17 protein-coding genes and 1 tRNA gene are annotated in these 12203 nt (G+C 49.7%); 13 read left to right on the forward strand and 5 right to left on the reverse strand.

All coding sequences use genetic code 11. The annotated features are described in order from the left end of the window. Positions 1-498 precede the first annotated feature (498 nt). From ABGI61_RS15170 to ABGI61_RS15200, 7 genes are all read left to right on the forward strand, one after another. The gene (locus ABGI61_RS15170; RefSeq protein ID WP_347602661.1) at positions 499-951 is read left to right on the forward strand and encodes a hypothetical protein; all 453 of its coding nucleotides are present in this window, start codon (positions 499-501) and stop codon (positions 949-951) included. 499 nt (positions 952-1450) lie between these two features. After that, positions 1451-2029 (forward strand): SMI1/KNR4 family protein, encoded by a 579-nt coding sequence (locus ABGI61_RS15175; protein WP_347602664.1) that lies wholly within the window; start codon positions 1451-1453, stop codon positions 2027-2029. 122 nt (positions 2030-2151) lie between these two features. Further along, a complete protein-coding gene (locus ABGI61_RS15180; RefSeq protein ID WP_347602667.1) occupies positions 2152-2571 on the forward strand; it encodes a hypothetical protein in 420 nt (139 codons plus the stop codon). Further along, entirely contained in the window at positions 2495-3025 is a 531-nt protein-coding gene (locus tag ABGI61_RS15185) for a hypothetical protein (RefSeq protein WP_347602670.1), read from the forward strand. The genes ABGI61_RS15180 and ABGI61_RS15185 overlap by 77 nt, the downstream gene beginning before the upstream one ends. Positions 3026-3123: 98 nt before the next feature. Continuing rightward, a complete protein-coding gene (locus tag ABGI61_RS15190) occupies positions 3124-3507 on the forward strand; it encodes a VOC family protein (protein ID WP_347602673.1) in 384 nt (127 codons plus the stop codon). A gap of 18 nt (positions 3508-3525) precedes the next feature. Then, the gene (locus ABGI61_RS15195; RefSeq protein WP_347602676.1) at positions 3526-3945 is read left to right on the forward strand and encodes a hypothetical protein; all 420 of its coding nucleotides are present in this window, start codon (positions 3526-3528) and stop codon (positions 3943-3945) included. A gap of 170 nt (positions 3946-4115) precedes the next feature. Continuing rightward, positions 4116-4397 carry a hypothetical protein gene (locus tag ABGI61_RS15200; RefSeq protein WP_347602678.1) on the forward strand — a complete coding sequence of 94 codons (282 nt, stop codon included), beginning with the start codon at positions 4116-4118 and terminating at the stop codon, positions 4395-4397. Positions 4398-4464: 67 nt separating this feature from the next. Here ABGI61_RS15200 and ABGI61_RS15205 read toward each other — a convergent pair whose 3' ends face one another. After that, positions 4465-5619 carry a serine hydrolase domain-containing protein gene (locus ABGI61_RS15205; RefSeq protein ID WP_347602681.1) on the reverse strand — a complete coding sequence of 385 codons (1155 nt, stop codon included), beginning with the start codon at positions 5617-5619 and terminating at the stop codon, positions 4465-4467. Between the two features lie 314 nt (positions 5620-5933). Between ABGI61_RS15205 and ABGI61_RS15210 the strand changes: the two genes are divergently transcribed. The 5 genes from ABGI61_RS15210 (at position 5934) to ABGI61_RS15230 (ending at position 8580) form a co-directional block, all read left to right on the forward strand. Continuing rightward, positions 5934-6257, forward strand: coding sequence for a DUF883 C-terminal domain-containing protein (locus ABGI61_RS15210; RefSeq protein WP_347602684.1), 324 nt, complete (start codon positions 5934-5936; stop codon positions 6255-6257). A gap of 8 nt (positions 6258-6265) precedes the next feature. After that, positions 6266-6805: a hypothetical protein gene (locus ABGI61_RS15215; RefSeq protein ID WP_347602687.1), complete on the forward strand. Its 540-nt coding sequence runs from the start codon at positions 6266-6268 to the stop codon at positions 6803-6805. Positions 6806-6809: 4 nt separating this feature from the next. Next, a complete protein-coding gene (locus ABGI61_RS15220; protein WP_347602690.1) occupies positions 6810-7058 on the forward strand; it encodes a hypothetical protein in 249 nt (82 codons plus the stop codon). Between the two features lie 230 nt (positions 7059-7288). After that, complete coding sequence (locus ABGI61_RS15225; protein WP_347602693.1) at positions 7289-7636, forward strand: PadR family transcriptional regulator; 348 nt, start codon at positions 7289-7291, stop codon at positions 7634-7636. Further along, positions 7636-8580, forward strand: a complete 945-nt coding sequence (locus ABGI61_RS15230; RefSeq protein ID WP_347602696.1) for an HAAS signaling domain-containing protein — start codon at positions 7636-7638, stop codon at positions 8578-8580. Before ABGI61_RS15225 ends, ABGI61_RS15230 begins: the two co-directional genes overlap by 1 nt. Positions 8581-8600: 20 nt before the next feature. Here the strand turns inward: ABGI61_RS15230 and ABGI61_RS15235 are convergent, their stop codons facing one another. The 3 genes from ABGI61_RS15235 to ABGI61_RS15245 form a co-directional block, all read right to left on the reverse strand. Continuing rightward, the gene (locus ABGI61_RS15235) at positions 8601-9710 is read right to left on the reverse strand and encodes an RNA polymerase sigma factor (RefSeq protein WP_347602699.1); all 1110 of its coding nucleotides are present in this window, start codon (positions 9708-9710) and stop codon (positions 8601-8603) included. A 5-nt stretch (positions 9711-9715) separates the two neighbouring features. Further along, on the reverse strand, positions 9716-10627 hold the full coding sequence (locus tag ABGI61_RS15240; protein WP_347602702.1) for an alpha/beta fold hydrolase: 912 nt from the start codon (positions 10625-10627) through the stop codon (positions 9716-9718). A gap of 95 nt (positions 10628-10722) precedes the next feature. Beyond that, positions 10723-10796: transfer RNA gene (locus tag ABGI61_RS15245), tRNA-Gly, on the reverse strand. Between the two features lie 85 nt (positions 10797-10881). Here ABGI61_RS15245 and ABGI61_RS15250 point away from each other — a divergent pair. Beyond that, positions 10882-11145, forward strand: coding sequence for a hypothetical protein (locus ABGI61_RS15250; protein ID WP_347602705.1), 264 nt, complete (start codon positions 10882-10884; stop codon positions 11143-11145). On the opposite strand, the gene ABGI61_RS15255 is transcribed toward ABGI61_RS15250, so the two are convergent. Then, positions 11099-12133 (reverse strand): DUF5924 family protein, encoded by a 1035-nt coding sequence (locus ABGI61_RS15255; protein WP_347602708.1) that lies wholly within the window; start codon positions 12131-12133, stop codon positions 11099-11101. The genes ABGI61_RS15250 and ABGI61_RS15255 overlap by 47 nt on opposite strands. Between the last annotated feature and the right edge of the window lie 70 nt (positions 12134-12203).

The raw sequence follows: 12203 nt of genomic DNA on the forward strand, positions 1-12203 counted from the left end.
GATTGGCTATGTCAGCCCGGCTGAGTTTGAGCGCAAATGCGCATAACCGAGTGTCTACTTTTTATGGGTAAGAACAGTTACTGGAGATTTCATATGCCACATACTTGCCCAACATGGGCTCACGGAGCTACTCCTCATACTGACAATAATGCTGTCGCTAGCTCTAGCTCTACGGTGAGCGGTGTGACTGTAATCGAAGTCGTGGATGCCACATATAGAAACAGTCGCCCTTTTAGTGGAATTTTTGAGATGGTAAATCCAATCCGAGATCCACGAAGTTGGCGAGGGTTGAGAGTTGAAGTCTATTGCTCTTGGCATGGAGTAAGACCGCCAACGACATGGCCTAATATCAAAGTTGCTCCTAATAATTACAAGATTATTACCAATTATTCAGGTGTTGTCATTCGTGACATATCTTAACCTAACAAATAAAGGCAGTATTGCCCTGCGGGCCGGACGCGCTGACGCGCGCCGCTGCTTTAGGCGTTATATTTACTGATGAATCACTTTAACTTCTCAGCATCGGAGCATCAAAAAGCAGGCTGGCTGCTTGTCCTATTTGCATGTTGCTACTTTTTTGCGTTGCTTGCAGGTTCGCAAAGCTCTGGAAATATAAATTCCTCTGACGGGCCCGGAAATAGTTGTATTGAGTTGTCTGGCAGCGAGCAGTTGGAATGCTATCGTGTTGAAAATAACTTACCACAGTTATACAGCGACACTGTTTCTTTTCGTAAAGAGCTAATTTTTTTGGGGCAGTTGTTTTTTGTTGTTCAACTACTGATGCTGACAGCGTTTAAAATAAATTGGCTACAGGCATTATTGGTGTTCGGGTTTAATGGCGCAATTGTGTTATTTACTTCGGTTGGCCTGTGGCTATTTGCCTTACTTGTGCCGCTTATATGCTTTTCGTTAGTGCGTAACTATTGGCATTTAAGAGCTTGGTTTTGGTAAATATAACAAACGCCATCAAAAACGCGCCCTTTGGGCGCTCGACTCGCAATACGTTGCTCGCGTTTGTGGCGGGCGTTAGGCAACAATATGGATTTCGTGGCAACAAAAAATTTCATTATTAGCTTGCTAACTTTTGCGCCGGTAGTTGTTTTAGCAATTATTTCTTTGCCTGTGTTTTACGGAATAGGTGCACTGAAAAAGAGACATGTTGACTATCACATGATATTTAGGTGCTGTGGAAAGGCGATCTTTATCCAATTTTTGTTCTTACTGGCTACAATGGCTTTTTTCTTGGTGCTTTATCTGAATGAGAGCATTCAAGGTATTCCCGTAGTTCTACTTTTGTCAGTATCAACTCTAATATCGTTTATCGTGTTTGTTTCTACATGTATTAAAAGGCGAGCATTAATTTATGCCTAACAAACGCAGTCACAATCGGCCACTGCGTGGCCTGGACCTCAACCGCTGCGCGGGTTTCGGCCTGTGCTGCGAGCGTTAGGTGCGCGAGTATCAGAGTATGAGATGTTGTAGCAGAGAACTCAAAAATCCAGACATCGTTGACGGAACTGCATACTTTGTTTGCCCTGAATGCGGTGGTGTTCGAGAAGTTGAAAACTATCGAGTTTACACGCACGAAGAAGCTCTTAGTTACTTCAAAGAAAAATATGGATTCACACTACCTAAAGAGTATGTGAAATTCTCCGAATCAGAAGAAACTAAGGTAGTTAAACTCCCGTCTTGTGAAAACGAAACTCTAAAATACTATTTTGGTGAAGGCTTTTACGAAATTGGCACTTTTGCAAGCGTAGATCCTAATTCGGAATACTCAATATATAGCTCCATAAGCTCTGGCAGAGAGTGGGGCCTTCCGGAAACATATGTGCCGCTAGAAGGTGATGGCCATACATGGTTGGCCCTAGACTATGGAGATTCTTTTACTGAACCCAAGGTTGTTGTCACAGAGACGGATGAAGGCAATAGTCTAGTTGTGGCAAATACTTTTAATGAGTTTGTATCAAACCTCCTTCAATATGAAGAGGTTTATGATTTAAATGGTAATGTAATCTACAGTGAATAAAGCACCTAACAAGTCAAAGCACGCGGACTTGGTAAAGCTGTCACCTTTTTCGCTTGCGCAAAAAAGCCGCCAACTTCACCAATCCGGTGTTTGAGGCGTTAGCACTATTACAGGGAGTTAAGATGACTACCAAGAAAATGGTTGATTATGCAGCACTTTTACATTTCATATTTTATGGTGTTGTGTTTATCGTCGAGTTATTGAGCAAAAGTACTATACCAGCCAACTATATTCAGTTTGTTATTGTTGCTCTGGGGTTAGGTTTTGTTGCACTAACTAAAGACAGAAGCCACCTCGTTAATTGTTTAGCCTTTTCTGCCATAGTAAGCAGCTTTCTTTTGTATATTGCATCCCTTTTAGGCGCGGTAATAACAGATGAAATCTTTATGGTATTTACTGGCTATTTCGTCATTTGTTGGTGCGTTGTGCTAGTTAATGCCATTCGGGTTAAGGTGTTTAATTCCCGTGCTAACAATCAAATTTTATCGCCAGCAAAAAGCGCTGGCTGCGACGTCAACCCGCTGCGCGGCTTTCCGCGCTAAATTTGGGCGTTATAAATTATTGCGAGTTTTGATGAATCGGATAGCTAGCTTTTTGCTTCTGCTTTTTACTGCCAATTCCGTTGCCTGTGACAAGGAAGCGGATAGCAGTATTGAGCCTTTTTTAAGTTATAAATATTCCAGTTCAGAAACCGAAAGTTGCAGTTTAGTAAACCTTTATGTTCCAGAAAGACTAAATAACCAGAACCTTTCAAGCATTAGCTATAAGTTCGGTGAGGGACAAAAAAATGAGGTTCCGGTTATGTTCTTTGATCCGACAGGAATTGAAGGAATTGAAAAGCCGGGGTATGTGTTATCTCAGTTGTGTTTAACGCAAGAGAGCTTACAGCTTTCGGCAATAACGCTGATTTATAAGCCTGAAGCGGAGCTCAATGGTGCTATTGCCTTTTGTGTGTCGGCAAAGGATTATCAGCTTAAAGAGTTAAATAATTTATAACAATCCGCGTCATTCGGTGCCTACGGCCCCTGCGACGCTCACAAGTTCGCGCGCATGCGCGGGGCGTTATAAATCCTTACCACCTTGAGAGTAACGTCATGTTTAAAGTAGCTAAAACTCAACATGTACTAGCAGTTGCCGATTTTGATTCTGCGGTAAGGTTCTTTACAGAGAAGCTCGGTTTTACCCTGGAGAACACTATTGGCGGCTGGGCATTTTTGCACCTTGATCATTTTTATCTGATGGTCGGCGACTGTCGTGGTGAAGTTCCGGCAAGGGAAACGAATAATCACGCGCTTTTTGCCTATGTCAACTGTGAGGGTATTGATGAGTTGTATAACCAGTACCAACAGCGAGGTGTTAACTTCACCCAAAAAATTTCAAATAAACCTTGGGGGTTACGAGAATTTGGCGTCGAAACGCCTGAAGGGCATAGAATCATGTTTGGGCAAAGCCTGAGCGTTGCACGTGATAGTGAATAATAAAAAGGAGTTTGATACATGGTGAGTAATTCAGCCAGAAAACGGAATATTGTCGTGTTGTCTTTAGTGGGTATCGCAGTTGCCTGCGCTTGGGGCTACTCGAAATACCACTACGCTAAATCGGTAGCAGATGAAATAGACGCCTTAACACCGTTTGCCAATGAAAAAATCGAACTGATCGCGGTGGAAGCATCGGATAAACATTTTACGCTGCAGCTAAGTATTGCCGGTGTTCACCCTGACGCTGAAAATATTCAGGCGCTAAAAGCCTATTACGACGATGTCGCGGTAAATTATGTGTGTAGCAGCGAACAGTTTAAGTCGCAGTTTGAAGACGGTTATCGAATTAGTTTTGATATCAGCTATTTAGACCAGTCAGAGTTGACCTTTAAAAAGACCTTTGTGGCAAAAGAGCAATGTGGCGGGGTTAAATCTTAACCAACTTATCAGGCAGTGAAACGGTGTAGGCAGAACCAGTTGCTATGCCGCTAAGAAAGGTTTTGTATAGGAGTAATTAAGTGCGTTTATTGGCGTTTATAGTTTTGTCTTTGCTGGCAAGCGGCTGTGCCTCAAATACAGCCGTGCAGGAACCGGTAGAGGTGGTTACGGTGCAAAAAGAGTTTCCACCGCAGCTATGGTCTGATCATAAGGAGTTAACGGTATCAGCAGCAGCTTGCGCGGAAAAAGGTATGCAGATCCTTAACTCGCTGGGGTTTACACAAGTAGTTAAAAGCCGTCATGGTGAGTACCTTTACGGTAATTACAGTAACAACCGGGCAGCCATAAAATGTATTGCTGTTAAAGGCCAGACATTGGTTTACGCAATAGTGGCTGGCCCTAAAAAAGCTGTAGTTGAAAAACTACGCAACGAAATAATGTGGCAGTACTAACAATAGAGCTGTATGACCTGTTAAGTGTTATTACCTGTTGTCACTGTTATCTGGTGTTACCGCGGCGCTAATCCGGCAGCGCCGCTAATACTTTACCCACCAGCTGGTTTAGCTCATCGCCATTACCAATCCAGCGCGTGACAATCAGTAAATCATTGTATTTGTCTATATAAATAACGTTGCGGCCAGCGCCCTGAAAGGTGACTGCGGTTTCAGGCGCGTTGGGCAGGGCTTTGCGGCCGGGGTTTAAAAACCAGTTGGCAAAGCCGTATTCCGCATTGGCGCTGCCGCCGGTACGTGCCATTGCTATCCAGTCTTTGCTGATTAACTGCTGGTCTTGCCATTTGCCGTCGCGCAAAAACAAATAGCCAAAGCGGGCTAAGTCCCAAGCGTTAATAAAAATGCCGCCACCCCAGTGGCCACCGCCAGATACCGACTGCACTTTTTGCCCATCCAGCTCAATCCAGCTGTTGTCATAGCCATACCAGCGCCAGGTGGTTGAGGCGCCAATGGGCTGCATAATCTGCTCGTTTAACACCTCAGGTAAGGGTTTGCGCCAGACATACAAGGTAGACAGTGCCAGCAGGTTAATGCGTACATCATTGTATTTGTAATAGCTGCCGGGAGTGCGCAGTGGCCGGTTTGGCCAGTCGGCCGGGGTGTTGCCTTCGGGGCGGTCGGCCCAGTCGGGTTTGCCCCACAGTGCGCCTTGCCAGTCACTGGTTTGGCGCAGCAGATGCTCCCAGCGAATTTGGCTGTTGTGTTCGCCCTCAAATAGCGCTGTGCCATGCGGCATGTAAGGGCCCACTTTATCGTTCAGGCTGCGAATTAACCCCTGCTGCCAGGCCAGACCGGTAACAGTGGTCAAAAAGGTCTTGGCGATGCTGTGTGTCATATCGACACTGTCGACATCTCCCCAGCGCGCGATCAGTTTGCCCTTGTAAACAACAAGGCCATTAGCGCCGGCGCGCACACCCATCGGGCCAATAATCTGATCATAAGGCTCGCGCGCACCAAAGGTGGTGGCCTGCACGATGGCTTGATCACGCGAGGCCGGGTTTTCACTCTCAATCGCATAAGCCACTGCTGCTGCGAGTTTTTCGTCATTAACGCCCAGTGCCTGCGGCTGAGCGCTGGCCCAGTCGCCGCGGGGTGGGTAATACGTATCGGCCAGTATTGGCAGTGCACAAAGCGTTAGCATTAAGGTTAGGGTTAAGCGCACAGCATACTCCTATTAAAAATGACTGCAGGCAGTGTGGCTGGCGCGCCACCGGCCGGCAAGAGGCATGGATTAAAATTGCGCCTGGCTAACCACTGGCTGCGATTGCACGCCCTGGATTGCACCCTGTAAAGATTACCGCTGGCGGGTAACTTCTACAGCCGGTTTGGCAAACTGACGCGGGTGTTATGTAAATAATATTTCTTAGAATACTGTTTTAATTCGTTTTTCTATAGCTGGCATGGCCATTGCGTTTAGTGTAAGCACGCGGCAGCCAAACGCTGCCATTAGATGTTACCAACATAAGGAGACATAGTATGGCCAGTGCAACCAGTACAAACAGTCAAGCGAACAGCAAAGCTAACAGTGGCTTAAACTCGCCGGTAACCGCCAAAGCCAGCGAAGCGGCGCACCATGCGGTGGATGCCGTGGCGGCCAAAGCGGCTAACGCTGAAGACAGCCTGCGCAAAACGGCGGCCAGCTCGCAAGAAACCCTGGCACATAAGCAGGAAGAAATTAAACAGCAACTGCAAAGCTCGTACAGTAAAACCCGCGAGTTAGCCGCGCAAAACCCGCTGGCTACGGCAGGTATTGCCTTTGCTGCCGGTATGTTGGTAACCGCCTTACTGCGCCGGCGCTAGAGGTAGCTATGCAAAGTCGTGAAACCGCCGCAGCCCCAGCGCAGCGGCCAGATCATGTGGTAAAAGACTCGCTGTCAGCCCATCGGAAGGCTACGCAGAGCGCGCCAGGCAGCAAACTGTCGCCAGGTGCTAAAGCATTAGACGATATTACCGCATTGGCGGCGCTCGGGTGGTCGGTGGCTGAGCTTTATGTTGCGCAGCTTAAACTGGCCGGCAAAACGGCCAAAGCCGAATGGCAGCTAACTGGTCGCAGCCTGTTAATTGGCGCTGCGCTGCTGGTGTGCTTTGGGGCCGGGGTTATCTTGCTGTGGGCCGGCACGTTAACGTTACTGGGTATGTTGCTGTGGCAGGTGTCTCAGTCAATTACTGTTACCGCTGCGACACTGATAATACTGCAGCTTGCTTTGCTATGGTGGTGCTGGCACAGCCTGGCCTATGTGTTGACGCAAGTGGGTTTTACGCAAAGCTGGCGTCAGTTACGCCGCATATTTGTCCGCAGCGCCCGGGCAAAAAGCAATAAAGACACCCATCACCCAACACAGGAGTAGCGCTATGCTTATTGGCCGCTTGCTTAAAACCGAACAACAACAGGTACAGGTGTTAGCAGAAAAAAGCCTGCAGCAGCACAAGCAGCTGCAGGCTTATCAGTTTTTACTCAAGCGAAGTACAATGCGCTTTTTAGCGTCAGCACCCGGGCTGACACTGAGTTTTAGTGCCGGCGTGTTATTCCAGCTACGCCATCATCACAGCATGAAAACCTTACGCAGCCTGATGCGATGGCGCCACCTTAGCGGCCTCTAGTAAGGCTGCTCTTCACTTTCCGCCGCGGCAACCTACAGTCGCGCGCTTTACTTGCTGTATCTTTTTAAACGCTTAAATAATTAAGTTGTTTTAAATCAATATTTTATATGTTTCGGCGCAATTGCTTGTGTTTATGTCTTGCTTTTATACTGTGCGGCGCCTAGTATTTATTGCTGTGCGGCGCACAGTATGTGGTGCACAGTATAAAGCTAGAGACAGGAATGCACAGCATGACCACTGCACAACTAGACAAAATGCGCTTAGAGCTGCGCCGGGGCGTGCTGGTGCTGGCCGTACTGGCCTCGCTTAAGCAGCCACACTACGGCTACTCACTGCGCCAGCAGTTGCAACAGGGTGGTATCGATATTGACGAGGGCACGCTGTACCCGCTGGTACGCCGGCTGGCCGAGCAGGAGCTGTTAACCAGTGAATGGCGCCAGGGCGAGGGACGCGAACGGCGCTATTACCAGTTATCAGAACTGGGTGCACAGTTACTCGGGCAGTTAACGGATGAATGGCAACAGCTAAATAATGCGCTTGGCAGTTTATTAGGCACAGCATCACAGGAGCAACTGTAATGGAATTGGTACAACGTTATATCGCCGCCGTGCAGCGTGAATTGCCGGAAGACAAACGCGATGAAATAGGCCGCGAGCTTAACGCCAATATTATGGATCAGCTGGATGCACTGGCAGCGCAGCAGGGTAAGCTTAACGAAGCTGAAGTTGCAGCAATATTAAAGCAGATGGGCCACCCACGTACGGTAGCGCAGCAATTTGTACCGCCACAGCCGCTGATTAGCCCGGGCTATATGCCGCTGTATAAAAACACCTTATTTATGGTGTTGGGTATTTTGCTTTTGCTGCAGGTTGTTGATGCCACGGCCGCCTGGTTGGGTAGCGATATGAGCTTTGTGCTGTATATGAAACGCTTGCTTAGTGGCTATGTTGAAGATGTGCTGTTGGGTTTTACCAGTATTACCCTGGCATTTTGGCTAATGTCGCGCAATAAACCTGTAGCGCACAGCCAGTGTGAGCAGAGTTGGCAGCCAGAGAAACTGCCGGCGGTTGGCCCGCACTGGCAGCATATTCCCCTGTCGGATATTTTTACCGATCTGGCGACCTATTTGTTTTTGTTCATTGTGATTTGGTATCCCTTGTGGCTGTCGCCAGAGCAGTTGGCAAACAACAGGTTTTTACTCAACGACGATGCACAACATGTACTGAGATGGTTCAGTCCGCTGGTGCTGTTTGGTATTGCCAATAGCCTGTGGCAACTGCGGCAGCGATTCTGGCAGCGAGGTATGCTGTTGGCGAATATCGTATTAAATAGCGCTTTTGTCGTGGCTATAGTACTGCTTGCGTTAAGTGGCCCGCTGTTACAGCTGGAACCTGCGGCCTGGCAAAAGGTGTTGGACTTACACCAGATAGAACGTGCGGTGCAGATAAGTTTGTTTATTATAGCGTTGTTTCCGCTTTGGGAAGTGTTGCGCGATCTGTGGCGGCTGAAAAAACTGCGCTAAAACCTGCAGTGCCGCCTGTGTTACAGGCGGCCACTGTTTATCAGGCCAATAATAACGCCGGTAAAACCCGCGCCATACCCCAAAACTAAACCGCAAATACACCACAGCTTGTTCCTGCGGTATGCTGCTTCGCCCCGTTGCTTTAATTGTGGCGTCATTAACTGCCAGCCACGATAGTTAAACCACAGTAAGCCGCCGATAAATAGCGTAAACGCACTAAGCGGCCCCCAGGCGCCTTTTGTTAATTCATAGCTGGCGGTGAGTAACAGCCCGCTCGCCAGCACCCAGGCAATGGTGCGGTTACGCAGTGCAATCAGCTGCTGCTTTTCCACCGCGCTGCCCGCCCGTTTTATTGGCTGGCGCATACCGGCCACCACCCCAACTACGCCGGCCATTGCCCCCAGCATAGCGCCGCCCAGTAACAAGCCAATTTTACCCAGCCATGAACTCTGGCTGGCACCAGCGCTTACCGTAGCGGCAGCCAGCGGCGGGCTGGCTACAGTTAGCGCACTGCAAATGGCTGTGGTTAAACCCAGGCCGGGCGCGGTGGTTAAGATGAGCTTACCGTACTTGGCCAGCATCTGCTCTTTTAACAGCTCGCGCACCCGTTGCAGCTTTTTACGTACATTGGCTTCGCTTAACCCCAGCAGCTCAGCCACTTGCTGGCTGTTTTGCTCTTCGCGGTAAAACAACAGCACGATCTCGCGGCTATCTTCTGGCAACTGGCTAATAAAATTCGCCATGATCTGATTTTGCTGGGCTTGTTCCAGCTCGCCGGCGAGGTCGCTGTCGCTGGCAAAATCGGCCAGCAAGGTTTCGGCCTCACCGGCGCTTACCCTTGCTGCTATTTTGTTATCGCGCAGGTAATTAAAGGCGCGGTAGCGGGTGATCTGGCGCACCCAGGGCAAAAAGCTGGCCGGGTTTTGTAGCGTATTCAGCTGCTGCCAGATATGAATAAACACCTGCTGGGTAATATCTTCACTGGCATCGAGATCTTTTACTATTGCCAGCGCAATGCTGCTGACACTACGCTGACAACGCGCCACCAGTCGGCCAAAGGCGCTGACATCACCTTGCTGCGCGGCGCTGACATCGGGGATCAGCTGTTGTTCGGTCAGGGTAATACTCATGGCGGTTAGTCCTTTAGTACTGCGCTCAGTTGTGCCAGTAGCCAATCAGGCTGGTCCAGCATAATAAAATGCCGTGCCTTAGGGTGAAACTCAAGTGTGGCATTAGCAATACCGGCCAGTTGTTGCTGATACAGTTGCTGCGCATGCTGGCGTTCGGCATCGCTTCTAAGGGCGCCCCCGGCACCTAACAGCAGCACTTTGCTTGTTATGGCACTTACTGCCGGACGCAGATCGGTGGTCAGTAGCTCATACAGCGCCTGGCCGGCCGCTTTGGGATCTGACGCTGTTGCCATGCTTAGCACCAGTTGCTGATGCACATCGCTGCTGGCCTGAATAAACAAGCCCTGCGCCGTCATTGCACTTAGCTGTTCTGAGCTCATCTGCTGGTACTGCTGGCGCAAAAATGCGGCCTGGCCCTGCATCATCTTAGTGGTGGTGTCGTTGCTGCGGCTGAATACCGGCGCCAGATAGGGCAGGCCGTCCACGGCGATAATAGTACCAATCCTATCCGGTGCGCTGCTGGCCAGGTTAAAGGCCATAAAAGCGCCTAAACTGTGGCCCACCACAGCCGGCTTATCCAGTTGCTGCTGGGCAATATATTGTAGTAACTCTTGTTTAACCTTGGGCAACAAGTCGCCTTCAATGGCAGGCTTACCGGCAAAACCGGCGATACTGACTAAATGCAGCTGATAGTCGCGGGCTAATGCTTCGGCAGTTGGGCGCCAGACCCGGGCGTCTGACATTAACCCCGGTATCATTAGTACCGGTTTGCCTGTGCCAATGACTTCAACGCTGAAGCTCTCGGCGGCGTTGCTATTAAAATTTGCTGCCAGCATGCCGCCGACAATGGTCAGGCTGATGGCAAAGTAAGTCCAGAAGCCGGGTTTGGTTTTAGTGTTTTGTGCGGTGCTGTTCATAGATGCTCCTTGATAATTAACGCTGTTCATTACCAAGTACCGTCAGCAACACCGGCTGTGACAAAAAACGGAAAAATATTTCAAGCGGGCAGAACTGGAGCGGGTGGCGGGAATCGAACCCGTGTCTAAAGCTTGGGAAGCTTTCGTTCTACCATTGAACTACACCCGCTGTGGTTGCGTGCTAAGATAAGGCCTTATTCGCGGTAGCGTCAACACTGTTTACGTTAACTAAGATGCCATAACAGGACACAAATATGCTCCGTTATAAAATTGCAGGTCTGAGCCTTTTACTTATTAGCTGGGCGCGCGCCACGCCGCAATTTAGCCAGGCTGAGTGTATTACACTGAACCAGCAGCGGCTGGAGCTGCGTAAACAGTTGCGCCAACCTTACGATGCGGCTCATGGCCAAAGGTTACAGCAAGAGCTGCGTGAGTTAGAGCGCTTGTTGGCACAACACTGTAAAAAACCGGTTAAAACGCCGCCGTCGGTGCAGCCGCTGTCACGACAAAGCGACTAACGCCAATCAGCTGGTTTGATGCCGTCACAACTTTTACCTGCCACTGGCCTGTTGCATGCTGCGGAAAATGCTGTTTGCGGCTCCAGGCACGATAGCCACTGTCGCGCCCTCCACTGATATCCAGTTCAATCCGGTCTACCTCTTTGCCGTTGTGCAGCCAAACATGGTAAATGGCTTCGTGCAAACCGCGCGGAGCCTTAACAGCGGTGAAACTGTACAACCCACTGCGGTGCAGGCTTTGCTCGTCCAGCTGGTTAATACTGCGCCCGGGCAGACGCTGCTCGGTATTCAGTTGTTGCGTCAGCACTATGCTCGTCAGGCGCAGCGCCGCGGGCGGGATCACGCTGCGTAATTGCCATAGCATGGTGCCCAAAGCACTGAGTAACAGCAGCAAGCAAGGCAAACGCCACCAGCGGCCGCCTGGCAACAGGCGGCCCAGTGCTGTCAAGCTAAACAGCACTGCACACACCAGTGCTGTAGCCAGACTTTGGCTGGTCGTTAGCTTAAGCAATACCGGTAGAATAACCAGCAGTACCACAAACAGGGCAAAGGCGTGAAAGATAGCAAACAGGGTGCGCTGCGGTGCCAGTTTGCGGTAATACAGCGGGTCTGTTACCGACACCAGCGCACAGATAATGATCAGTACAGTAAAGCCGGCCTGAGCATGGTTCCAACTGGTAGCGGCCAGAAAAAACGGCAGGGCGAAAAACAGACTTTCCTGATGCACCAGCTGCAGCGCAAAGCGCACAGCATTGTCGGGAATGGCAACGCCAAAACGCTGTTGTACGCGCTGGCTTACCCAGTTATCCAGCCAGAACCAAAGCCAGCTTAACATCAGCAATACCGCAATCAGTTGTGCCAACGCCTCTTTGCGTTCAACCAGAAAAAAGCTGGCCACGCCGCTAAAAAAGGCCAGCACCGCCATTAAACCGGGGCGGCGCTGTAAAAATGCTATGCTGCTAACAAACACATGCTTGGCGACAATCAAGGGTGCGGCTCAACCTGAATAAACTGGCTAAAGCCTAGCACAAGCCGCTGAATGCTGGCTTTACCGGCAG

This window comes from Rheinheimera fenheensis (assembly GCF_039871805.1).
Taxonomy (GTDB): Bacteria; Pseudomonadota; Gammaproteobacteria; order Enterobacterales; family Alteromonadaceae; genus Alishewanella; species Alishewanella fenheensis.

Bases quoted from the DNA above. Each gene is read 5' to 3' on its own strand.
- ABGI61_RS15170 (WP_347602661.1), top strand. From the start codon at position 499: ATGAATCACTTTAACTTCTCAGCATCGGAGCATCAAAAAGCAGGCTGG.
- ABGI61_RS15180 (WP_347602667.1), top strand. From the start codon at position 2,152: ATGACTACCAAGAAAATGGTTGATTATGCAGCACTTTTACATTTCATA.
- ABGI61_RS15190 (WP_347602673.1), top strand. From the start codon at position 3,124: ATGTTTAAAGTAGCTAAAACTCAACATGTACTAGCAGTTGCCGATTTT.
- ABGI61_RS15195 (WP_347602676.1), top strand. From the start codon at position 3,526: ATGGTGAGTAATTCAGCCAGAAAACGGAATATTGTCGTGTTGTCTTTA.
- ABGI61_RS15210 (WP_347602684.1), top strand. From the start codon at position 5,934: ATGGCCAGTGCAACCAGTACAAACAGTCAAGCGAACAGCAAAGCTAAC.
- ABGI61_RS15215 (WP_347602687.1), top strand. From the start codon at position 6,266: ATGCAAAGTCGTGAAACCGCCGCAGCCCCAGCGCAGCGGCCAGATCAT.
- ABGI61_RS15220 (WP_347602690.1), top strand. From the start codon at position 6,810: ATGCTTATTGGCCGCTTGCTTAAAACCGAACAACAACAGGTACAGGTG.
- ABGI61_RS15225 (WP_347602693.1), top strand. From the start codon at position 7,289: ATGACCACTGCACAACTAGACAAAATGCGCTTAGAGCTGCGCCGGGGC.
- ABGI61_RS15230 (WP_347602696.1), top strand. From the start codon at position 7,636: ATGGAATTGGTACAACGTTATATCGCCGCCGTGCAGCGTGAATTGCCG.
- ABGI61_RS15235 (WP_347602699.1), bottom strand. From the start codon at position 9,710: ATGAGTATTACCCTGACCGAACAACAGCTGATCCCCGATGTCAGCGCC.
- ABGI61_RS15240 (WP_347602702.1), bottom strand. From the start codon at position 10,627: ATGAACAGCACCGCACAAAACACTAAAACCAAACCCGGCTTCTGGACT.
- ABGI61_RS15250 (WP_347602705.1), top strand. From the start codon at position 10,882: ATGCTCCGTTATAAAATTGCAGGTCTGAGCCTTTTACTTATTAGCTGG.